Source organism: Corallococcus exercitus, assembly GCF_003611585.1.
Lineage (GTDB): Bacteria > Myxococcota > Myxococcia > Myxococcales > Myxococcaceae > Corallococcus > Corallococcus exercitus.
In genome coordinates this window covers 1-21,071 of record NZ_RAVW01000022.1, presented here as the reverse complement: position 1 = coordinate 21,071, position 21,071 = coordinate 1, and the positions used below count along the sequence as shown (strand labels likewise).

Below are 21,071 nucleotides of genomic sequence, written 5' to 3'. Positions count from 1 at the left end.
GCGAGGCGTCCTCGGATTGAAGCCCGATTCCGCCACATGCTAGGAGGGGGCTGGCCGGTCGCCTCGACGGAACTTCATGGACTCCCCCGGTGCTGGACGGCCTCGTCGGCGGTTGACGCGAATCATCGCCGGCGCGCTCCTGATCATTCTCGCGACGTTCGTGCTCCTGCTGGTCGCGGTCGTGACCGCGTTGCACCACCTCGACCACTCCTGGCTGAAGCCGCGCATCGTCGCCCAGGTGGAAGCGGCAACGGGCGTGCGGCTGGACTACCAGACGGCGCGCATCGACGTGCTCTCCGGGCTGCGCCTGGAAGGATTGGTCGTGTGGACCCCACCGCCGTTCCAGGCCGTCGCCCCCGAGCTGCTGCGCGTCGGCACGCTGGAGGCGTCATGGTCGTTCGGGGCGCTGGTGAACGGGCCGGTCCGGGTGGAGCGCGTGGTGGTGCGGGACGCGACCGTCGTCCTGGTCGCGGATGACAAGGGCACCACGTCCCTCACGAACCTGACCAAACCGCCGGAGCCCGAACCGCTCGATGAAGCATCCCCCGGCCCCTCCCGGCAGGTCGCGGACGTCTTCGGCACACCGCTCCCCGTCCGAAGCATCGAGCTGTCAGGCGTGTCGCTGACGTATGCCCGCGTCCAGGGCGGTGCGGTGGTGGACCGCTGGTCGCTGCGAGGGCTTCAGGCCGGAATCGACGCGAAGCCCCAGGCTCAGGGCTGGAAGCTCCTCGTGGACCTGGGCCACACCGGGAAGCCCCTGGCCCTGACGCTGAACCGCGAAGGCCCGGCGGTCCCTTCCGCCGAAGCCCTGCTGGAGCTGGCCCTGGCGGTGGAAGCGGACGCGGCCGCCGCGCACGTGAAGGTGGACCTGGACGTCGCGAGGCAGACCTTCGACTCCCGCTTCGCGCTCCGCTCGCTGCTGCACGGCGCGGTGACGGCGAAGTTCGATGCGACGAAGCAACTCACCACCCTCGAGCTGGACCGCACGCAGCTGACCGACAGCGCGGAGGTGCAGGCCCAGGGGGTGCTTCCGGATTCAGCGGAGGTCCCGCCCGTCCTGACGCGAGCCCTTGCGGACGTGGACCTTGGACGGCTGCTGCGGTGGATCCCCGCGGACCTGGTGCCGTTCACGCTCAAGAGCGGCAAGGTGCACCTGGAGGCCCAGGAGGTCACGCTCAGCGACGTGCCCCAGCTGGGAGCCCAGGGTCGGTTCGGGCTGGACGTGGACGTGGCGCAGCTCCTCTTCGTCCAGGAGGCGCTCCGGGTGGAGCTCGGCGGTGGACGCGTCTCGCTGACGGCGACCCCGGATGCGCCGCGGGGTCTGGCCACCCGGCTCACGTTCGCGCTCCAGAAGCTCGACGTCGGGGGCGCCACCCCGCTCCGCGTTCCGCAGGCCTCCGGTGAGCTGACGGGACGCCAGCTGCGGCCCGACCTCGCCTCGCCCTTCCGGGTGGCGGGAGACGCGGCGCTGTCCGCCAGGATGGATGTGTTGGACGTCCGTGCCTCCGGGCTCCGCGCGACCGCGGAGCGCCTGGGCTTCCAGCTCCAGGTGCCGCTGACGGCGAAGCCCCCCTTCGCGCTGAAGGCGGACCTGCCCGTGGAGACGCTCCGGGTGGTCACCACCGACGGCCGCGAGGTGCTGAAGGGTCCCGCGCGCGTGCAACTCCACGTGACGGACGCCTTTCCCACGATGGAGGAGCCCCGCCTCAGCAAGGCCCGCGCGCGGATGGAGCTGGACGTGGGCACGCTGCACGCGTCGTTGGACGCCACGAAGGGGACCGACGACGTGGCGTACATGCTGGACGTCCAGACGCCGGACCTCGTCGCCGCCCGGCCCTTCATCCCGGATGACGTCGCCGCACGGCTTCCCTGGAAGCAGCTGGCCGTGACACTGGCCTCCAAGGGCAAGGTGATGGCCCTCTTCGCGCCCTCGCCTCGCGTGGACCACCGCACGGAGCTGAGCCTGCAACGGCCGGGCTGGGACGACGTGTCCGCGGGCAGTGCCGCCATCGTGTTGCGTTCGCAAGGGGATGACTGGAAGCACAAGGGAGACCTGGACCTGCGGGTCGAAGGGCTGCGCATCGGAGAGACGGACGCGGGCGCCCAGCACCAGACGCTGACGTTCGACGTCGACCGCAGGAACCTCGCGCTCCAGCTGGGGCTCACCGGCCACACCGGCCTGAAGGTCGCCGCGAACGCGGCGCTGGCGTTCAACCGGAAGACCCGCGCGCTCCGCTTGGACGTGACGGGCGACTTCCCGCCCCTGGGCCCGCTGTCGCCGCTCCTGGCCAAGGCGCGGGTCCCCCCGGAAGTGGACCCTTCGAAGCTCGCGATGACCGGCGAGCTGCACGGCACCCTGACCGGCCTCATCACGCACCTCGGCTCCGACGGCACCGTCCGCCTGGCCGCCATGCCCCCGCGCGCCGCCAGCTTCGAGGGCAAGGCCCAGGTGGACCTGCGCGGCGTGCGCTGGAAGCAGGCGGACCAGACCCTCAACGTCCCCGCCCTGCGCTGGCAGGGTGAATCCCACGCCGAGGGTTCCAAGCGAACCGTCCACACGACCCTCGCGGTGGAGAAGCTCACCGTCAGCAGGAACGAGCGCCGGCTGACCTTCGCGGACCTCTCCAGCGACAGCACCGCCACCTTCACCGACCAATGGGAGAAGGGCGACATCGAGCTGAAGCAGCGCGTGAAGGTCCGCTCGCTCGAACAGAAGCCGGCGCTGCCCTACCCCGTCCAGGACGTGGAGGCGTCGTTCTCCGTCCTGCGCACGCCCGCCGGCGTCATCCGCATCCCGGACCTGCGGCTGTCCAACGGAGGCACCCAGACGCAGTTGAAGATGCAGGGCCGCCTGGACCTGAGCAACGACCAGCAGCGCATGGGGCTGAGGGGCTCGCTGGAGCAGGACCTGGCCCACCTCGCGCGGCCGGGACAGGTGGAGAGCAGCGGCAAGGCCACGGTGGACTTCCGCGTGGCGTCACCGGACCTGGTGGTCTTCCGCACCGTCTCCAACCTCAAGCTCCAGGACGTGAACGTGCGGATGCCCGAGTCCGGCATCGCCGTGGAGACGCTCAACGGCGACGTGCCGCTGACGGAGAACGTGGAGGTCTCCCAGGACGGGGTGCGGCTCCTGAACGACCTGGACGTCAATCCGTACTCGATGCTGCGCTTCGCGGATCAGCACCCGCTGCTCACGCGCAGCGGCTTCCTGTCCGCGGACCGCATCACCACGCCGTGGATGACCATCGCGCCCCTGGCGGGCAACCTGGCCATCAACCAGAACGTGTTCTCCATGAGCCAGCTGGAGATGGGCGTCCGCGGAGGGCGGATCACCGGCCAGTGCATGCTGAACTATCAGGGCAAGAACTCCACGATGGAGGCCCACGTGCGGGCGACAGGCGTGAAGTCCTCCCGGGGCGAGCCCTTCGACGGCAACGCCGCCATGGTCATCTCCGCCAGGGACCGCAGCATCAACGGGCGCGCGGAGATCCTGCGCATCGGCAACCGCCACCTCCTGGACCTGCTCGACCTGGAGGACCCGCGCCACGCCGACCCCGCCACCAACCGCGTCCGCTACGCGTTGAGCCTGGGCTATCCGGAGCACGTGCGCGTGAGCTTCAAGCAGGGCTTTGGCAGCCTGCTCATCACCATGGGCGGACTGGCCAGGCTGGTCAGCATCGATGAGATCCGGGGCATCCCCCTGGGCCCCATCGTCGACCGCGCCATCACCACCATGTTCCCTCCGGAGGCTCTGCCATGACACGCCGTGGATTGCTGCTCATGGCCGCCCTCGCCGCTCCCGGGTGCATCAGCGCGCCGGAGATCGTCATGGTGGACCGGGCGACGGCGCTCGAGGAGCAGGCCGCCGGCTCGTACAAGGACGTGGAGCAGCGGCTCGCGAGAGCGGGCATGAACCCCACGCCGGTGCCGCTGACGCCCAACCAGCTGGAGGACCTGGGCATCCAGCCCCCGCCGCTGGTGGAGAACCTGGGCAAGACGCAGGCGGACCGCGTGGACGACCTGGTGCGGCGTCACTGCGTGGGCGAGGGCAAGGACGGGCTGCTGGTGGTCACCCGCAAGCAGTGCCAGGCCGGACGCGTGTCGGCGGACGACGCCGCCATGGTGGAGCGGGTGAACCGGGCCCGGCGTCAGCTGTGGCAGTGGATGCGGACCGTGCGCCCTGGCGTGCCGGAAGAGACGCTGCGCCAGAACTGGCAGCAGGCGCACGCGGAAGGTGTCGTCTGCGGCGGCTGGGTGGAAGCCGCTGACGGCACCTGGGGGGAGAAGAAGTGCTGATGCTCCGAGCCCCCTGGGGAGCCCCCTGGGTCCTGGCCCTCGCCGTCCTCGTCGCGAGCGACGCCTGGGCACAGGACGACGAGAACGACGGAGGCATACGCCAGCCCGAGCGGCTCACCGTGGGCATGGGGGATCAGTTCCTGGGGCAGCTGGGGCCCGACGAGAACTCGCTGCTGTTCGTGTCCAACCGGGACATCGCGACGGAGGTCTTCGTCCAGGACCTGGAGAAGGGCCGCGAGCGCCGCCTCTTCGACGAAGGCGCGGACGTGACGTGGCCGCGCATCAGCCCCGACGGCAAGCAGCTGCTCTACATCTCGTTCCGGACCCAGGCCGGCGGCCAGCTCTGCGTGCGCGAGCTGCCGGAGGCGAAGGAGCGCCGCTGCCTGGAAGAGGAGACCAGCGCGCTGCAGGCGGAGTGGATCGACGACACGCACATCGCGCTGGTGAGCCGCGCGACCATCCAGGGCGACCTGCGGCTGTCGAAGGTCGCCTTGGGGGCCGCATGGCACGTGACGCCCCTGCTCGAGCGCAACCTGACCAGCCCCACCTTCTCCCCGGATGGACGCTGGCTGGTGTACGTCCCCGTCGAACGCTCCGTACGGCAGGTGGGCCCGGGCTTCGCCGCGCGCGCCGCGCCCCACCTGGAGGCGGTCCGGTTGGATGTTCCCGGAGCGGCCCCCGTCCCGCTGACGTTGGACATCCCGGGCAAGACGGGCCAGCCGGTGTTCGCGCGCGACGGACGATCGCTGTACGTGGTGCAGTTCTTCACCGACTCCAACGGGGATGGGGAAATCGACGCGAGCGACAGCGGGGTGCTGTTCCGCGTGCCTTTCTCCCCTGAGCGGGACGACGCGCCCGCGCAGGCCACCGCCACCAGCCCGGATCAGCTCACCAGCCAGGGATGGAACTGCGAGTACCCCTCCCCCACCGCCGCGTCGCTCATCACCACCTGTTCCCGGGGCCAGTCGCTGGACGTGTACCGGCTGCCGCTGGATGGACAGGTGCCCGGCGAATGGGACGTGCCCCGCCTCAACGAAGAGCTGGGCATGGTGGGCCGGCGCGCGGATCAGCTCCTCCTCTACCGCCAGCGGCTGTTGCTCGAAAAGCGGCCCAAGCTCCGCCGGTTGTTGATGATGCGCCTGAGCCAGCTGCACCTGGCCTATGGCGACTTCGACGCCGCGGACTTCTACGCCCGCCACATGCACTCGGTGGAGGACCCCGCCACCGCGGGATTGTCGGAGCCGCTGCGGCTGCTCATCGCCCACCGGCGCGCCCTGAAGGAGCGCGACCGGGGCCGCATGGTGGACGAGCTGCAAGAGGCCGAGCGCCAACGCATGGCGGCGCTGGACCCCGCCGCCGCGCCCAGCCCGCCCTCCGCCGTCTATCAGCACGTGCTGCGCAGCGAGCTGGCGCAGTCGGCCGGTGACTTCACGCTCGCGCGTCAGGAGCTGGAGGCGGCCCAGCTGACGGACACCACGCCGCGCGCGGTGCTGGAGGCCTGGTACGAACAGGCGGACGCGCTGTACCGCGAGCTGGACGACCGGGAGGCGCTGGCCGCCGCGGGCCTCCAGCTCTCCAGGAACAAGGTCTTCAAGGCGGATGATCAGCTCGACTTCGCGCGCGCCGCCGTCCGCGCGCTGTACCGGGGACGCCCCTGGGCGGAAGCGGACGCCACCCTGGCCCAGGCGCTCGCGGCGGAGCCCCCGGGGACGCCGTATGCGTTCGCCCTGGAGCTGGGCCGCCGCGTCAATGCGTTGCACGAGGAGCGCCCTCCCCGCCCCGTCCGGGACGCGCTGGTCGCCTTCTACAAACAGCAGCAGGACCCGCTCCGCCGCCGCGTGGTGGTGCAGGACACCGCCGAGCGCGCGGCGAGCCTGGGCGCGGACGGCGTGATGGAGGACCTGGCGACGCTCTACATCGACGACACCCCGCCCGGCACCGAGGAGCGCCGCCGGGCGGAGCGGCTCTTCCGCCGCGCGCTGCTGGGCCGCGCCTACCGCCGCATGGGGCGGGACCGGATGGACGAGGCCCGCGCCGACTTCGACCTCGTGACCCGGCGCACGGGCTCGCTGGAGAGCGCCGTCGAGTCCATGAGCCTGCGCCTGCGCGCGGGCGTCGCCCCGGAGGTGGTGATGAAGGAGGTCACCACGGAGGTTCCGAGCAAGGCGAAATCGCTCTCGCACTTCGTGAAGGCCTACGTGACGACGCGCCGGCTGTCCAAGCTGGATGACGACGCCCACGCCCAGGCGGTGAAGACCGGCCTCGCGGAGCTGCGCGCGGCGTGGCAGGAGCTCAAGAACCAGCGCGAGGTGCAGGCCCTCATGGGGGCCATCCACCACGAGGACTTCCTGCGGGGCCACAACCCCGCCGCCGCCGAGCGCGCCAACCGGCACTACCTGGTCGCCCTGGACCTGGTGCGCAACAACCCGCGCTACAAGGCGATGATCCTCGGCGCGCTGGGACTGCTGCACACGCAGGTGGGCAACCACCACATCGCCCTGGGCTACCTGGACGAGCGGGACAAGCTGCCCTACGCGGACAGCGCCGCGGGGCTGTCCGTGTCCCTGGCCCGCGCCCGCGCCCTCCTGCACGTCAACCGCGAGGCGGAGGCCGCGCAGTCCGCGGAGAAGGCCCTGGCCATGGTGGAGGCCGCGCCGAAGCTGGCCCGGTTCATCCCGTTGGTCATGGATCGCGCGGCGCTCTACAACCTGGCCGCGGGCCGGTTCGATCAGGCGCTGGCGCTCTATGATCGCGCGCTGCCCGGCATCGAAGCCAGCCCTCGCGACGAGCAGGGCCTGCGCAACCGGCTGGTGATGCGGCTGGCCCGCTGCGCGGCGGCGCTGGGCGCGGACAAACCACAGCGGACGCTGGAGGACCTGGACCAGGTGGACCGCGAGCTGGCGACGCCCGCCGTGCGGGCCACGCTGAAGCAGGCGCACGCCACGCCCGCGTTCGTCCACCGCGCGTACCGCATCATCGCCGCCGGGTTGCGCGCCAACGCGGAGACCCGGCTCGGGCGCATGGACGCCGCCGCCCGCGCGCTGGAGCAGCGGCGCGCGCTGTTCCTGGAGCAATTCGACGAATCCGACCGCGACGAGGACATCCGCGCGGTGACGCTCGCGGAGCTGCGGCTGGCGGAGAACGCCGTGGACCGGAGGAATCCGGCGCAGGCGGCGCAGTGGCTGGGCAAGGCGCTGGAGCACGCGGACTCGCTGATGGCGCGCACCCACGCGCCCGTCGATGCCGGCCAATTGGACGTGCTCTGGTTCGCGGCGCAGCTGCAGTCCGAGGACAAGACGCGGATGCCCTTCGACGTGCCCCAGCGGATGAGCCAGGCGCGGCGCACCCTCATCGAGCAGCGCGACCCGGCGTGGCGCGTCTGGCTGGCGTGGTTCAACATCTATCTGGCGCTCAGCGGCACCGAGGGTTCCCTCCCGGTCGCCGCGGAGAAGCCAGACGCGACGCAGGACGCGCGGACCGAGGCCGAACACATTCGGTAACGCGCGGGACATTTTCGCGGCACATGGCGGGAGCACCTTGCACCGTGTCAGCCCGGAAGCCCCGGGCCTGAGCGGCACGGGACTCCGTGGGGGACAAACCCCTCCCAGTCGGTTCCGCACGGCGTCCACGTGCCATCAGGCCAATGGCTTCCGGGTGCGGTCATCACGCGCAAGCTGGAGGTACGTCACCATGAAGCGCCATCTGTTCATGCTGGGCCTGCTGTTCGCCGTTCCCGCCTTCGCCGGATCCACCCCCACCCCCACCCCGCAGGACGCGTCCCAGGGCGCGCGCCGGCCGCCCCCGTTCGAGCGCAAGTCGCCGGTCCAGGTGCTCATCGACCACCGCCAGGACCTGGCCCTCACCGACGCTCAGGCCTCGAGCCTGGAGAAGATCCAGGCCGCACTCGACGTGAAGAACGCGCCCGTGAAGCAGTCCCTGGAGGCCCTGCGTCCGCCCGCGCCGCCGGACCGCGCCCCCCAGGGCACGCCGTCCGCCCAGGACCAGGCCAGGCACGAGCAGGCCCGCGGCCTCTTCGAGCAGCTCCGCGCCAACACCGTGGCGGCGTACCAGGAAGCGGAGCAGGTGCTGACGGACGCCCAGAAGACCCAGGCCCGCACGCTCCTCCAGGCGGAGCGGGGCTCCCACGGTCCGGGGCACGGCGGCCGGGGCGGTCCTCCCCGGGGCGAATAGCCCTCCAGGACGGGTCCGGCCAGCCGCCCGTCAGGACGGCCGGAAACCCGGCGGCTTGGAGTGTCGTTTCCTGAAAGTCACGAACCCCCCGTCAGGATGTCAGAGGGACTCCGTATGGTGCGGGGTACCTGGAGGCGATGATGCAGACGATGTTGGTGTTCGTGCCGGTGGCCCTGCTGGTGGCCGCCGTAGTGATGATTCCCCGTTCCCGCCGCCGCGTGCGGCGGTGGAAGCTGCGGGCCTAGCAGGCGGATCCGCGCCCGTCGGATCCGCTGGTTTCCGGGGGGCGGAGCGGAATGCAGGTGCCTCGAAAACAGATGCTTGACGGGGGCGGAGGGGGACGATACAAGCCGCCTCACTGAATCACGGCGGGGCCGCGCAGGGCGGATAGCTCAGCGGTAGAGCGGCGCCCTTACAAGGCGATGGTCACAGGTTCAATCCCTGTTCCGCCCATATAGAGTTAGCAGGGTTTGTGGGGAGTTAGTTCAGTTGGTTAGAACGCCGGCCTGTCACGCCGGAGGCCACGGGTTCAAGTCCCGTACTCCTCGCCACTAGAGAGGCCCGGAACCGAAAGGTTCTGGGCCTTTCGCTTTTCTGGCCGCCCCTTCCCTGCACATGGCCGGCGTCGGCGGCGGTGACGAAGGGCGCCTCTCCCAGGGTCCGGCCGTCCGTTTTCCCGGATGCTGCTCGCCGCTTAAGCAGGCAGCGGTGCCTGCGGTCAGCGGAGGCTTCATGAACCCCTTCAGCTCCGGTTCCCCCCGACGCATGACCCAGATGGACGGGGCCCTGTTCCTGCTCATGGGCGTCATCGTCGTCGTGATGGTCCTGGCCGTCTTCAAGCAGGACCTGCGCGTCCATGCCGAGGGGGCCTGGGCGCAAGGCCGGGTGGTGCGCAAGGAGGTCCGCGCCCGAAGCCGTCTCTCCTCGGGCCGGGACTACGTGCTGCACTACGGCTTCACGCGACAGGGCGGCGGCTGGCGGACGGACCAGCGCAACGTCTCCAAGGACCTGTATGAGCGCCTGCGCGCGGGCAGTGAAATCCAGGTGCTCTACGACCGCGACGACCCCAGCCACAGCTACCCCGAGGGCGAGGGCGGCATCCCCCTGGTGCTCGTCGCGCTGGCCTTCGTGATGGCCGGAGGCCTCGGCCTCATGGGCCTGGTGATCATGCTGAGGAAGGGCACCGCGGAAGAGGACTTCCTCGCGTAGCCCACGGCCAGGCGGAAGCAAACCCTGCAATTCAATACAACGCAGGTTCGCGCCGCTGCCTCCATGGGAGGGGTTGGAATCCACCCCGCGCTGCCTTCGCGTCCCTGGACCTTCAGACATCTTGCGAGGCCTTCACCGTCAGGCTTTAGACTGCCGCCCGTCGCTGCCGGGGCTTCAAGAGCAGACAACGAAGGGGGCGTGGTCCCAGGGACCACGGAACAAGATGAACATGAAGATTGCCAATCGATTGGTTTGGATGCTGGCCACGTGTGTGTGGCTGACGGCGTGTCAGGGGATGCCCCCGGAGGAAACGACGGGCACCGAGACCATCCGCATGGAGATCTCCCTGGCGGGAGATGTCTGCGGGGTCACCTCGGCCAACGCGACGGTCTCCGCGCCGGACATGACGACGCTCGGTCCCGTGCCGCTCCAGGTGACGGAGGCGGTCATCCAGGGCCGCATCTCCCAGGTCCCGGCGGGCACGGCCCGGACGGTGCGCGTGGATGCGTTCAACGCTTCGGGGCTGCTGGTGTACTCGGGAAGCACCCTGGTGGACGTGGTGGCCGGCAGCGTGACCTCGGCCAACATCGTCCTGCGCCGCGACCTCCCGAACTGCCCCAACGCGCCGGGGACGGGTGACATCGACATCACGGGGACGCTCGACACGGGCGAGCCGTCCTCCGACGCGGGCACGCCCGACGGCGGCTCGCTCCCGGATGGAGGCCTCGTCCTCGAAGGCGCGCAGCTTGCCTTCAACCTGGACGACGCCACCCTGACCAGCGGGGGCGTCATCCACTTCTTCGACCGCGGCGCGGACCGGGTCCACCGGCTGGACGTGGCGAACCGCCGCTTCCTGAGCTCCTACGCGGGCACGGCGGACGCCGTGACCATGGCGGTGTCTCCGGACGGGACCACCACGTACCTGGCCTATACCGGCGGGCGCATCGACACCTTCTCGAGCGACGGCACCTCCCGCTTCTTCGCCGCGGCGCCGGAGACGGTGTCGAGCATGGTGGTGGCCGGCAACTACCTGTTCACCATCGACGGCTCCGGCGCGTGGGACTCGCACTCGCTCTACCAGCGCTCCACCGGTGCGCGCGTCGCCACGGCCGAGTGGCGCTACTCCGCCCGCAGCCTCGTGTTCTCTCCGGTGAACAAGCGCGTCTACCTGCTCAACTCAGGCGTCTCCCCGACGGACGTGACCATGGTGGACGTGGACCCCGTGGCGGGCACGCTGGGCGCGGAGCGGGACTCGCCGTACCACGGTGACTACAACCTGCCCAACCCCATCCGGCTCCTGCCGGACGAGTCAGCCGTCATGGTGGGCAGCGGCCTGTTCTTCAACGCCGCCGACCTCACCTACCGCACCAGCCTGGGCCTGTCGTTCGTGGACGTCGCCTTCCACAACGGGCGCTACTACCTCATCGACACCGTGGGGAACACGACGCAGCTGCGCGTGCTGAGCAGCACCTTCGACATCCTCTCGGCCAGCTATTACCCCGGCGTCGCGAAGCGGGTGTTCGTGCACGGCGGTGAGCTGGTGCTCGTCACGGGAGTGAGCACGGGGCAGCTCCAGGTGCGCATCCTCGCGCTGTAGCCGCGGAGAAGCCGAAACACAGTCAGGAGCCCAGCAGCCCCACCGGGTTGCTGGGCTTTTCCTTGCCCCGGGCCTCATGCGGCGTGTGTGTCGGCGGCGACCGACGCGCGTCCGGTTCACCCCAGGCGCTCCGTCGCTGGGCCCGAGTCAGGCCTGTTGCGTATACCGCGTCTGTCTTTGGCTACCCACCCGAAGGACGTGCGATGAGAGTTTCACTCAGCCTGACCCGAACCCTGATGTTGTGCCTCGCCGGATGGTCTTGCGCCCCCGGCCCTTCCGATACCGCTTCCGCCCCGGATGCCAGCGCCTCCGTGGCCCAGCCACTCGCCTCGACGGACGCGCAATATGACGCCCAGCTGGCGGCGCCCGCGTGCACCTCCAATGGCGCTCGCTGTGATTCCAACACCACGCTGACGGGCCGGGGCACGGTGGGCCCCGAGTCCAACGCCCCCAACACGCTGGGAGGAAGCTGCGCCGACGGGAACGACGGCACCTTCCAGTCCGACGCCTCCGTGGAGGCCCTCCGCGTCTCCACCGTGGATGGCGTCTCGTGGCTCGCCCAGGGCCGGACGGTGAAGGTGGAGGCGGACGTGTGGGGCGCCCCTTCCTCCGGCAGCGCGCTGATGCTCTTCCGGGCCGCGGATGCCACCGCGCCGCAGTGGGTGCACCTGGCCACCCTGCCCGCCGCCGGCGGTGCCGAGACCCTCTCCACCACGTTCACGCTCCCCACGGGCAGCCTCCAGGCCGTGCGCGCCGTGCTCGTGGACGCCGCCCAGGCGCAGGGCGCTGCGTGCACCCCCGGGGCGGTCCATGACCACGACGACCTGGCCTTCGCGGTCTCCGCGCCGGACGTCACCCAGCCCACCGTCACGCACGTGCCCGCCGCCGGGGCCACCGTCTCCGGGCAGGTGACGCTCGTGGCCCAGGCCGTGGATGACCAGGCCATGGGCCGGGTGGACTTCTTCATCAACAACACCCTCGTGGGCAGCGACACCAGCGCGCCCTTCGAGGCGAGCTGGGACAGCTTCTCCGTGCCCAACGGCAGCGTCACCTGGATGGTGCGGGTCTACGACGCCGTGGGCAATGCCCGGGCCTCGTCCGTCAACCTGAACGTCCGCAACGATTACGCCGCGCCCACGGTGAACCTCATCGCCCCCGTGGAGGGAAAGACGGTGGGCGGATGGGTGAGCGTGGTGGCCAACGCCAGCGATGACATCCGCGTCACCCAGGTGGAGTTCTATCTCGATGACACCGTGCTGCTCGGCACGAGCTTCCAGAGCCAGTTCGGCATCCCCTGGGATGCCAAGACGGCGCCGCCCGGCCTGCACACGCTGACGGCCCGCGCGTACGATGCCTCCGGGAAGGTGACGACGTCGGTGCCCGTGAACATCACGGTGGACCCGCCGCCCACGGTGGCCGTCACGTCGCCCGCGGCGGGCGCCGTGCTGAGCAGGTCGGTGCCGATCACCGCCACGGTGGCGGACAACGCGCCCATCTCCCGGGTGGACTTCCGCGCGGAGCTGAACTCCACCATCCTGTGCAACGGCTACAGCCCCACCTTCAGTTGCAGCTGGCCCACCCAACTCCTGCCCAATGGCCCCACCCGGGTCCGGGCGGAGGTCCACGACGCGGCGGGCAATCTCGTCTACTCCGAGTGGGTCACCGTCATGCTGGACAACGACTTCACCGCGCCCACCGCCACCGTCACCGCGCCCGTGGCGGGAGCGACCGTGCGGGGGAGCGTGGTGATCTCGGTCGACGCCTCCGACAACCGCGGGGTCACCCAGGTGGAGTTCATGGTGGACGGCAAGTTCGTGGCCACGGACACCACGGCGCCGTACACCTTCACGTGGAACAGCGCCCTGGCGGCCAATGGCTCCCACACGGTGTTCGCGCGGGCGTGGGACGCGGCGTACAACCTGACGAGCTCGGCCACGGTGAGCTTCACGGTGGACAACGACACCGTCGCGCCGGGGGTCTCCTTCACGTCGCCGGTGGAGGGCGCCGTGCTGCAGGGGACGGTCACGCTGGAGGCCAGCGCGAGCGACGACCACACCGGCATCAGCCGGGTGGAGTTCTACCGGGGCACCACGCTGCTCGGGACGGACACGACTGAGCCCTTCACGTATGACTGGGCCACGCGCTCGCTCGCCAACGGCGCGTACACGCTGACGGCCAAGGCCTACGACGGCGCGGGGAACGTGGGCAGCACCACCCGCAACGTGACGCTGAGCAACGACTTCACCGCGCCCACGGTCTCCATCACCTACCCCGCGCCGAACGACATCCTCGTCCGCGAGTCTTCGTACGTCCTCACCGCTTCGGCCAGCGACAACGTCGGGGTGACGCGGGTCGAGTTCTTCCTGGACGGGATGCCGATGGGTGCCAGCACCAGCACCAGCACGCCCTACTCGAAGTCCTGGTACAACTACACCACTCCCGGGTCCCACTCCCTGTCCGCCAAGGCCTATGACGCCGCGGGCAACGTCACCACCAGCGCTTCCGTGATGGTGACGGTGAACTATCCGCCCCCGGCCAACTACAGCCCCTTCAGCTACAGCGCTCGCAACACGAGCGACGCGACGGTGGGCACGGTCAACCAGGTCATCGCGATGGTGGCGGGACAGACCTTCACGGTGGGAACCTGTGGCGTGGCGGGCTCGGCGTTCACCGGAGACACCTACCTGCGGCTCTTCAACGCGAACGGCACGCAGGTGGCCTTCAGCGACAACGCGTGTGGAGGAGCGGGCTCGAGCTTCGTCTACACGGTGCCGTCGAGCGGCAATTACTATCTCAACGCCGGCTGCTCCGCGAACACCTCCTGCACGGGCACCGTGGCCTGGACGCTCAGCGCGACCGCGGGCTCCGGGCCGCTCAACTACAGCGCGAGCAACACCAGCAGCGCCACGGTGAACACGGTGAACCAGACGTTCGTCCTGGCGGCGGGACAGACCCTCACGCTGGGAACCTGCGGTGTGACGGGCGCGTCGTTCACCGGAGACACCTACCTGCGGCTCTTCAACGCGAACGGCACGCAGGTGACCTACAGCGATGACGCGTGCGGTGGGACGGGTTCGAACTTCGTCTACACGGTGCCCGCGGGCGGCAGCGGGAGCTACCAGCTGCGTGCCGGCTGCTACTCGAGCAACTCCTGCAGCGGCACCGTGGCCTGGACCATCCGGTAGTACCCGGGTCCTCGCGACGCAGTCACCGTGAACGGCCGCGCGAGCCAGTCATGGCTCGCGCGGCCGGGCTGTCCGTGGGAAGCGCCCGCTACGGCATGGGACGCGAACCCGAGGACGGGGCTTCCGGAACCGCGGGCCAGCCGTTGGGCCAGGTGATGGCATCCACGAGCATCACCCGGGCCGTGTGGGCGCTGTTCCACGCGTGGTAGACCATGACCGTGTCCCCGCCGGGGCCGGTGACCACGGAGTTGTGGCCGGGCCCCACCCAGCCGCCCGCCGTCTTGAGGATGGGGTTGCCCAGCTTCGTGTAGGGCCCCAGCGGACTCGTGGCCCGGGCCACTCCCACGGCGTAGGTGCTGTTGGCGTACGAGTTGCCGCTGTAGAAGAGGTAGTAGTACCCGCCCCTCGCGACGACCCACGGCGCCTCGACGACGCCGCCCTCCCAGGAGAGAGTGTTGCTCATGAGCGTGCGGCGCGTGCCGGTGAGCGACAGCCCATCCGCCGACAGCGTCTGGCCATAGATGGGCGTGGACTGCCCCACCGCGTTTCCGTCCGCCTTCCACACCAGGTACGGCACGCCCGCGGTGTCGTAGAAGAACGTGGCGTCAATCATCCCCATGCCCGCGTCATGCACCAGGGGCTGGCCCAGGTCCGTGAAGGGCCCCAGCGCGCTGGTGGCCGTCGCCGCGCCAATGGACAGTTTCCCGTCCTGGTGGCGCGCGGTGAAGTACGCGACGTACCGGGTGCCGACCTTGTGGATCTCCGGCGCCCAGAAATCCCCCGTGGCCCACGTCGGGCGGCGCGTGGAGGGGAAGATGTTGCCCGCGGCCGTCCAGGTGACCAGGTCCTTGGAGGTGCGCAGCGGGAACGCGTTGGCCGCGCCCCCCGACGTGCAGGCCGCGACGTACTGCGTGCCGTCGTGGATGACGCCGGGGTCCGCGCAGTCCACGGGCACCACGGGGTTCTGGTAGAGCCCGCCACAGCCCGTGTAGCGCAGCGCGACGCCACACGCGTTGCTGCCGCTGAAGTACGGCGCCCAGTCGTTCGACAGGACCGTGTATGAATTGGGGGACGCATTCGTGCAGCCCCGGTCCCAGGTCACGCGGCCGCCCACGTCGTCGTACTGGGCCGTGTGCCCCGAGGGATGCAACCACGCCGCGCCATAGGTGACGCGCGTCGCGCAGCTCGTCGCGCCGGAGCAGTCCGTGTCGAGCGCCATCACGCAGGCGTCGTGCCCGGTGAAGTAGGGCTTCCAGCCGTTCGACAACACGGCGTAGGAATTGGTGCCGTCGTTGATACAGCTGCCGTCCCAGGTCACCAGGCCGGTCGCGACGTCGTACTGCTCCGGGTGCCCGGGGTGGATCCACCGGTCCCCGTAGGTGATGCGCGTGCTGCACGCGAGCGCCCCGCTGGACGTGCCCACCGGAGCCTCGTCCGCCGGGAGTTCTTCGAAGCGCTCCTCACCACAACCCGCCGCGAGCGCGGAGAGCGCCCCGGCGAGGACCACGGCGGAAAACAACGGGCGGTTCTGCATCGATGGACCTCCAGATGGGTGAAACCCTGGATGTCGTGTCTATCAGTTTTTACGCCAACACATGGGGGTGTTTTACTTGGCTTGCGGGCATGAGGAGTATTGCCGGTTGAAGTATGCTTCAAGCCGCAACATCTCACCGGGAGACACACACATGATGCCGTCGTTGAAGAAGGCTGGCCGGGTGCTGTTCGCGATGGGCGCGGGCGCCTTCGTTTCGTTTGGCGCCACGCTGGCGCTGTCCACGCCCGCGACCGCGGAAGCGTCGCAGGTGGAGTGCTACGCCGAGGAGTGCAACGCCAGCTGTGTGGCGAAGGGCTTCCGTCTGGGAAAGTGTTACAAGGCGGCCTGCACCTGCTTCTAGCAGCGCCCGCGACGAGGCCCGGTGCGAGCGCGGCCGGGCCTCGTCCACGCGCCCCTACAGCTTGGACTCGAGCAGCGACTGGATGCTCTGGGTCCGGTCCTTCACGTCGTCCACGTTGGTGTGGGGCTTGTTGTCCAGCAGCAGGGTCCCGCCCTCGAAGGAGGCGGCGAACCGGGAGGCGTTGCTGGTGTCCGCGCGGTTCTGGATTTCAATCTTCTTGAGGCCCGCATTGAGCGCCTCCTTGCCCATGTCATCAATGGTGATGGCCTTGAGCGCCGCGATGAGCGGCACGAAGTACACCTTGGACCAGCACTCGCTGTCGCATCCCCCCATGACAAGACATCTCAGCCTCGCGCTCCTCCCCCTCCTCTACACGTTCGCATGCGCTTCCCCGGCCCCCGAACTGGGCGTCGAGCTTGGGGCGTCCGAGCAAACCGCCACGACGCCGCTCCGGCAGAAGGCCCTGGGCCGCATGCGGAACGCGGCGAAGTACTTCCACGACAACGTCGCGCGCCACGGCGGCTATGCATGGCACCACAACGCCACCAACCTGGATGAGCGCTGGGGGGACATCCAGCTCGACGTAGATCAGATCATGATCCAGTCGCCGGGCACTTCCGACGTGACGATTGCCTTTGTCGAGGCGGCCCTGGCGGACCCGGCGACTCCGGCCCTCACGACCTACGCGCTGGACGCGGCGACGGCGCTGCGCCAGGGGCAGGTGAAGTCCGGAGGCTGGCGCCTCTACGCGGACTTCAAGCCGGCGCCCACGCTCCAGGCCTGCTACCTCAACACCACCGCGAACTGCTCCTGTGGCGGCTGCGCGACATCGACGTACGACGACCAGGTCACGCAGAACGCGCTCATCGCGATGATGCGCACGGACCAGCTCCTCGGGTTCGCGAACACGGCCATCTCCGGCTCCTCCGCGTACGCGCGCGCCCGGGTGGAGACGTCCCAGTTCCCGACGCACGGCGGCTTTCCCCAGGTCTTCGCCGGTCCCGTCGCCGCGCGGCCCGCGCTCTCCGCGAGCTACCCTCCGTCGATTGGCACCTCGTGTGGCCTGGCCCACTGCTACGCGAACTCCTATCCGAACGAGTACTGGGACGACCCGACGCTGAACGACAACCTCGCGACGGCCTTCGTCGAGATGCTGTCCTGGGCGAAGGAGATCTATCCCTCTCAGGCCGCGACGTATCAGGCCATGCGCACTTCGTTCGGTGACTTCCTCCGACGCGCGCAGATGCCGCAGCCCCAGCCCGCCTGGGCGCAGCAATATGACATCCAGATGCAGCCGCGCTGGGCCCGCAACTGGGAGACGCCTGCGATTGCCGGCCAGGAGAGCCAGGACGTCATGTGGGCGCTGCTGCGGCTCTACCAGCTCGACCCCAGCGTGCCGGCGAACCGCGCCGCGGTGGGGACGGCGCTCGCGTACCTGGAGACGGTGGACTACGCCAATGACACGCTCCTCTCCCGCTACATCGAGCTCGATGACACCTCGCCGTCGAACATCGGCTTCTACACGGTGAAGCCCGGCGGCTACCCGGTCCGCTTCTCCACCGCGCCGCCGACCTACCAGAACTACAGCTGGGAGGGTCCGTCGCAGCTCGCCGCCATCCGCGCGGAGTACAACCGGCTGGCGACCGACACGACCGCGATGAAGCGCTCGTGCCAGCAGCTGCGCGCCGACACGGCGCAGGCCGTCGACACGGCGGTGAACAACGAGCGGTGGATCACGACGTACAGTCCTGGCGGCCCGCGCAGTGGCGCCACCCCGGGCGACTACCTGGACACGAGCACGTTCGTCCGGAACCTGCGCACGCTGGCGGAGTTCGTCACGCGCACGACGACTGACTGCACCGCCTGGAACTACTGAGACGGCGCGGGCGGTGTTGCATCCACTCACGGTGTGACAAAACCGCGTGTTTCATCGGGGGCTCACGTGTTTTTCGTGCACCCAGCCCTCGTGCGGCTCGCGTGAAACAGGGCGGGCCGCGTAGCATTCTCGCGCTTTGGACGGATTGACTTGGATGAGGGATGGTGGCAGGGCCCGGCGTTGGTGGCCCTGGGTGCTGGCGGCGGTCGCGGTGGGCGCTTGGGTGCTCCGGGCCTTGCCGTTCTTCCACCGCGCTGGAGCGCTCGGCTACGTCGTGAACTACGACGAGGGCGTCTACGCCGCGGCGTCCACGCTCTTGTGGAAGGGGCTGCTGCCCTACCGCGACTACCTCTTCGTGCACCCGCCGGGCGCGCTGCTGCTGGGCGCTCCGGCTGGGGCGCTGGGCGCGTTCGCGGACCCGGCCGCGGGCTTCGCGCTGGCGCGATGGCTGGCCACCGGACTGGGCGCCGTCAGCACCGTCCTCGTGGGCCGGCTGGCGATGCGGGCCTGGGGACCGGTGGCGGGCATCGTGGCCGCGCTGGCCTACGCGGCGCACCCGGAGGTCGTCACCATGGAGCGCGGGCCGTTCCTGGATCCGCTGCTCAATCTGTGCGGCCTGGGGCTCGCGAACCTCTGGCTCCTGCCTTCGGGCCGCGCTCCCCTGCCCCGCCGCGCGGGTCTCGCCGGGGTGCTGGCGGGCGTCATGGCGTCGGTGAAGGTGCTGGGCGGCATCTGGGGCGCGGCTGCGCTCGTGGCCCGTGCGCCCGGTCCCCGCTGGAGCCTGGCGCGGCGCTTCGTGCTGGCCGCTTCGCTCACGGTGCTGACGCTGGTGGGGCCCCTGGCCTTGATGGCCCCGGGCGCCTTCGTGCGCGACGTGCTGTGGTTCCAGTCCGCCCGGCCCGAGGACGGCGTCATGTCTCGCTGGGAGCGACTCGTGGAGATGACGCACGAGCGGCGCCGCTACGCCCTGCTGCTCGCGGCGGTGGGACTGTGCGTCGCGCTGTTCCGGGCCATGCGGCGGAGCACCCGCGCGGAGGCCGCGCCCGAGCGCTTCGTCGCCACCGCGTACCTGCTCACCGTCGTCGCGTATCTCGCCGCGCACAGCTACTGGTCCAACTACAACGCGCTGCTCGCGGGGCCGGAGGCGCTGCTCGCGGGACTGGGCGCGGCGGCGCTCGTGGGCTTCGCCGCCGCGCGAGCCCGGCCCGTGGGCGCGGTGGCGTTCGGGCTCGTGCTGCTGGGGCCGCTGTACTCCGTGCGGGAAGCGCTGCGCGGTTCGGAGATCCGGCCTCCGGAACAGGTCCTCCAGGCCCGCTACGTGCGCGAACAGGTTCCTCCGGACGCGTCGCTGTGCGGCTTCGAGCCGGGCTGGGGGCTGCTGGCGGGAAGGCTTCCGCCGGTGCTTCCGGGACAGGCCGTGCCCGTGGATCCCTACGCGCTGATGCTCCAGGACGCGCTCACGTCCGGGGCCCGCTTCCCGGACGCGGCGGCGGCCTTCACCAGCGAGGACTCGCAGAAGCGCATGCTCGCGCTCCTGCGACACTGTGACTTCGTGCTCCTGGGCGCTCGCGGCCAATGGCAGCTGTCCTCCGACAGCCGCCGCTGGTTCGAGGCGAACTACACGCGCGGCGTGTCGCCGGATTCCCCCGCCGTCGAACTCTGGCGCCGTCACGAACCGCTGACCGGGGCCACGACCGGCGCGTCACCGTAGGGTGCCCGGACAGACGGCTTGACGCCCCGTTCGAATCAGGGGACGAACCGGCCCCATGCCCTACACCCCCATCGTCGCCACGCTGGGCTACGTGATGTCGCCGGACGGCCAGCAGGTGCTGCTCATCCACCGCAATGCGCGCCCGGATGACGCCCACTACGGCAAGTACAACGGCCTGGGCGGCAAGATGGAGCGCGACGAGGACATCGCCGCGTGCATGCGCCGGGAGATCCGCGAGGAGGCCGGCATCGAGTGCACGCGCATGGTCCTGCGCGGCACCCTGTCCTGGCCCGGCTTCGGCAAGCACGGCGAGGACTGGCTGGGCTTCATCTTCCGCATCGACGCCTTCACGGGCACGCCCCTGGAGAAGAACCCCGAGGGCTCGCTCTCCTGGGTCCCCGTGTCCTCCATCCCCTCCCTGTCGCTGTGGGACGGGGACCGGCACTTCCTGCCGCTCGTGTTCGACGCGGACCCGCGCCCCTTCCATGGCGTCATGCCCTACGAGGGCGGCCGCGCGCTGAGCTGGTCCTTCACCCGACTGTAGGGCCCGGCGCGGCGTCCTGAGACCAACGCTCGCGAGCGCCCCTTCTGGTTTTCCAGCCAGCCCCCAGGCCCTGACCGCTACAACCGCCGCCTCTCACTTTCGACACACGTGAAGGAGCGCGGCATGGACCTCATCGGACAGCTCTCGCAGCAGCTTGGGGTGGATGGCACGCAGGCACAGGGGCTCGCGGGTTCGCTCCTGAAGATGGTGCAGGGCACGGTGCAGGAGAAGGTCGGCCCGGACGCGGCCCGGCAGATGGATCAGGCCATCCCGGAGATGCAGGGCTGGCAGCAGCAGGCCCAGGCCCATGCTCCGGCGGGCGGTGACGGCGGAGGCCTGATGGGCGCCCTGGGCGGCATGCTCGGCGGCGCGGGGGGTGGCGGCGGTGGTGGCGGCCTGATGGGCGCCCTGGGCGGCGCGGCGGCCCACGCGGGCGAGATTGCCGGCGTGGTGGCCATCCTCCAGCGCTTCAACCTGGACGCGGGCAAGGCGACCCTGGTGGCGCCCCTCCTCCTCAACTTCCTCAAGTCCCGCCTGGACCCGGGCCTGGTGGGAAAGATCCTCGCC

General features: G+C 70.2%; 14 protein-coding genes and 2 tRNA genes. 14 read left to right on the top strand and 2 right to left on the bottom strand.

Features of this window, described 5'->3' with window-relative positions; translation table 11 throughout:
• The first annotated feature begins 76 nt into the window (after positions 1-76).
• The 9 genes from D7W79_RS04835 (at position 77) to D7W79_RS04795 (ending at position 14,478) form a co-directional block, all read left to right on the top strand.
• On the top strand, positions 77-3,760 hold the full coding sequence (locus D7W79_RS04835) for an AsmA family protein (protein WP_120524147.1): 3,684 nt from the start codon (positions 77-79) through the stop codon (positions 3,758-3,760).
• Positions 3,757-4,296, top strand: coding sequence for a DUF1318 domain-containing protein (locus D7W79_RS04830; RefSeq protein ID WP_120524146.1), 540 nt, complete (start codon positions 3,757-3,759; stop codon positions 4,294-4,296). Before D7W79_RS04835 ends, D7W79_RS04830 begins: the two co-directional genes overlap by 4 nt.
• On the top strand, positions 4,296-7,796 hold the full coding sequence (locus D7W79_RS04825; RefSeq protein WP_120524145.1) for a TolB-like translocation protein: 3,501 nt from the start codon (positions 4,296-4,298) through the stop codon (positions 7,794-7,796). Before D7W79_RS04830 ends, D7W79_RS04825 begins: the two co-directional genes overlap by 1 nt.
• A gap of 190 nt (positions 7,797-7,986) precedes the next feature.
• Entirely contained in the window at positions 7,987-8,487 is a 501-nt protein-coding gene (locus D7W79_RS04820) for a Spy/CpxP family protein refolding chaperone (RefSeq protein ID WP_120524144.1), read from the top strand.
• A gap of 381 nt (positions 8,488-8,868) precedes the next feature.
• Positions 8,869-8,940, top strand: a tRNA-Val gene (locus tag D7W79_RS04815).
• Between the two features lie 21 nt (positions 8,941-8,961).
• A tRNA-Asp gene (locus tag D7W79_RS04810) sits at positions 8,962-9,038 on the top strand.
• Positions 9,039-9,252: 214 nt separating this feature from the next.
• Positions 9,253-9,696, top strand: coding sequence for a DUF3592 domain-containing protein (locus tag D7W79_RS04805; protein WP_208729638.1), 444 nt, complete (start codon positions 9,253-9,255; stop codon positions 9,694-9,696).
• A 256-nt stretch (positions 9,697-9,952) separates the two neighbouring features.
• Positions 9,953-11,293 (top strand): YncE family protein, encoded by a 1,341-nt coding sequence (locus D7W79_RS04800; protein ID WP_120524142.1) that lies wholly within the window; start codon positions 9,953-9,955, stop codon positions 11,291-11,293.
• A 311-nt stretch (positions 11,294-11,604) separates the two neighbouring features.
• Positions 11,605-14,478: an Ig-like domain-containing protein gene (locus tag D7W79_RS04795; RefSeq protein WP_120524141.1), complete on the top strand. Its 2,874-nt coding sequence runs from the start codon at positions 11,605-11,607 to the stop codon at positions 14,476-14,478.
• Between the two features lie 88 nt (positions 14,479-14,566).
• Here the strand turns inward: D7W79_RS04795 and D7W79_RS04790 are convergent, their stop codons facing one another.
• Positions 14,567-16,012 carry a glycoside hydrolase family 43 protein gene (locus tag D7W79_RS04790; RefSeq protein WP_120524140.1) on the bottom strand — a complete coding sequence of 482 codons (1,446 nt, stop codon included), beginning with the start codon at positions 16,010-16,012 and terminating at the stop codon, positions 14,567-14,569.
• 151 nt (positions 16,013-16,163) lie between these two features.
• Between D7W79_RS04790 and D7W79_RS04785 the strand changes: the two genes are divergently transcribed.
• Entirely contained in the window at positions 16,164-16,373 is a 210-nt protein-coding gene (locus D7W79_RS04785; protein ID WP_120524139.1) for a hypothetical protein, read from the top strand.
• A gap of 54 nt (positions 16,374-16,427) precedes the next feature.
• Here the strand turns inward: D7W79_RS04785 and D7W79_RS04780 are convergent, their stop codons facing one another.
• Complete coding sequence (locus D7W79_RS04780; protein ID WP_244221598.1) at positions 16,428-16,706, bottom strand: hypothetical protein; 279 nt, start codon at positions 16,704-16,706, stop codon at positions 16,428-16,430.
• Between D7W79_RS04780 and D7W79_RS04775 the strand changes: the two genes are divergently transcribed.
• The 4 genes from D7W79_RS04775 to D7W79_RS04760 form a co-directional block, all read left to right on the top strand.
• Positions 16,705-18,249 (top strand): pectate lyase, encoded by a 1,545-nt coding sequence (locus D7W79_RS04775; protein ID WP_120524138.1) that lies wholly within the window; start codon positions 16,705-16,707, stop codon positions 18,247-18,249. The two genes, D7W79_RS04780 and D7W79_RS04775, sit on opposite strands and share 2 nt — an antisense overlap.
• 193 nt (positions 18,250-18,442) lie before the next feature.
• Positions 18,443-19,960 carry a glycosyltransferase family protein gene (locus D7W79_RS04770; protein WP_208729637.1) on the top strand — a complete coding sequence of 506 codons (1,518 nt, stop codon included), beginning with the start codon at positions 18,443-18,445 and terminating at the stop codon, positions 19,958-19,960.
• Between the two features lie 55 nt (positions 19,961-20,015).
• Entirely contained in the window at positions 20,016-20,504 is a 489-nt protein-coding gene (locus D7W79_RS04765) for an NUDIX hydrolase (protein WP_120524136.1), read from the top strand.
• A 108-nt stretch (positions 20,505-20,612) separates the two neighbouring features.
• The coding region (locus tag D7W79_RS04760; RefSeq protein ID WP_276375043.1) for a DUF2780 domain-containing protein at positions 20,613-21,071 on the top strand (459 nt) is incomplete at its 3' end.

Coding starts and splice junctions, on each gene's coding strand:
- D7W79_RS04765 (WP_120524136.1), top strand. CDS start 20,016: ATGCCCTACACCCCCATCGTCGCCACGCTGGGCTACGTGATGTCGCCG.
- D7W79_RS04830 (WP_120524146.1), top strand. CDS start 3,757: ATGACACGCCGTGGATTGCTGCTCATGGCCGCCCTCGCCGCTCCCGGG.
- D7W79_RS04775 (WP_120524138.1), top strand. CDS start 16,705: ATGACAAGACATCTCAGCCTCGCGCTCCTCCCCCTCCTCTACACGTTC.
- D7W79_RS04800 (WP_120524142.1), top strand. CDS start 9,953: ATGCTGGCCACGTGTGTGTGGCTGACGGCGTGTCAGGGGATGCCCCCG.
- D7W79_RS04825 (WP_120524145.1), top strand. CDS start 4,296: ATGCTCCGAGCCCCCTGGGGAGCCCCCTGGGTCCTGGCCCTCGCCGTC.
- D7W79_RS04785 (WP_120524139.1), top strand. CDS start 16,164: ATGATGCCGTCGTTGAAGAAGGCTGGCCGGGTGCTGTTCGCGATGGGC.
- D7W79_RS04835 (WP_120524147.1), top strand. CDS start 77: ATGGACTCCCCCGGTGCTGGACGGCCTCGTCGGCGGTTGACGCGAATC.
- D7W79_RS04820 (WP_120524144.1), top strand. CDS start 7,987: ATGAAGCGCCATCTGTTCATGCTGGGCCTGCTGTTCGCCGTTCCCGCC.
- D7W79_RS04805 (WP_208729638.1), top strand. CDS start 9,253: ATGACCCAGATGGACGGGGCCCTGTTCCTGCTCATGGGCGTCATCGTC.
- D7W79_RS04780 (WP_244221598.1), bottom strand. CDS start 16,706: ATGGGGGGATGCGACAGCGAGTGCTGGTCCAAGGTGTACTTCGTGCCG.
- D7W79_RS04790 (WP_120524140.1), bottom strand. CDS start 16,012: ATGCAGAACCGCCCGTTGTTTTCCGCCGTGGTCCTCGCCGGGGCGCTC.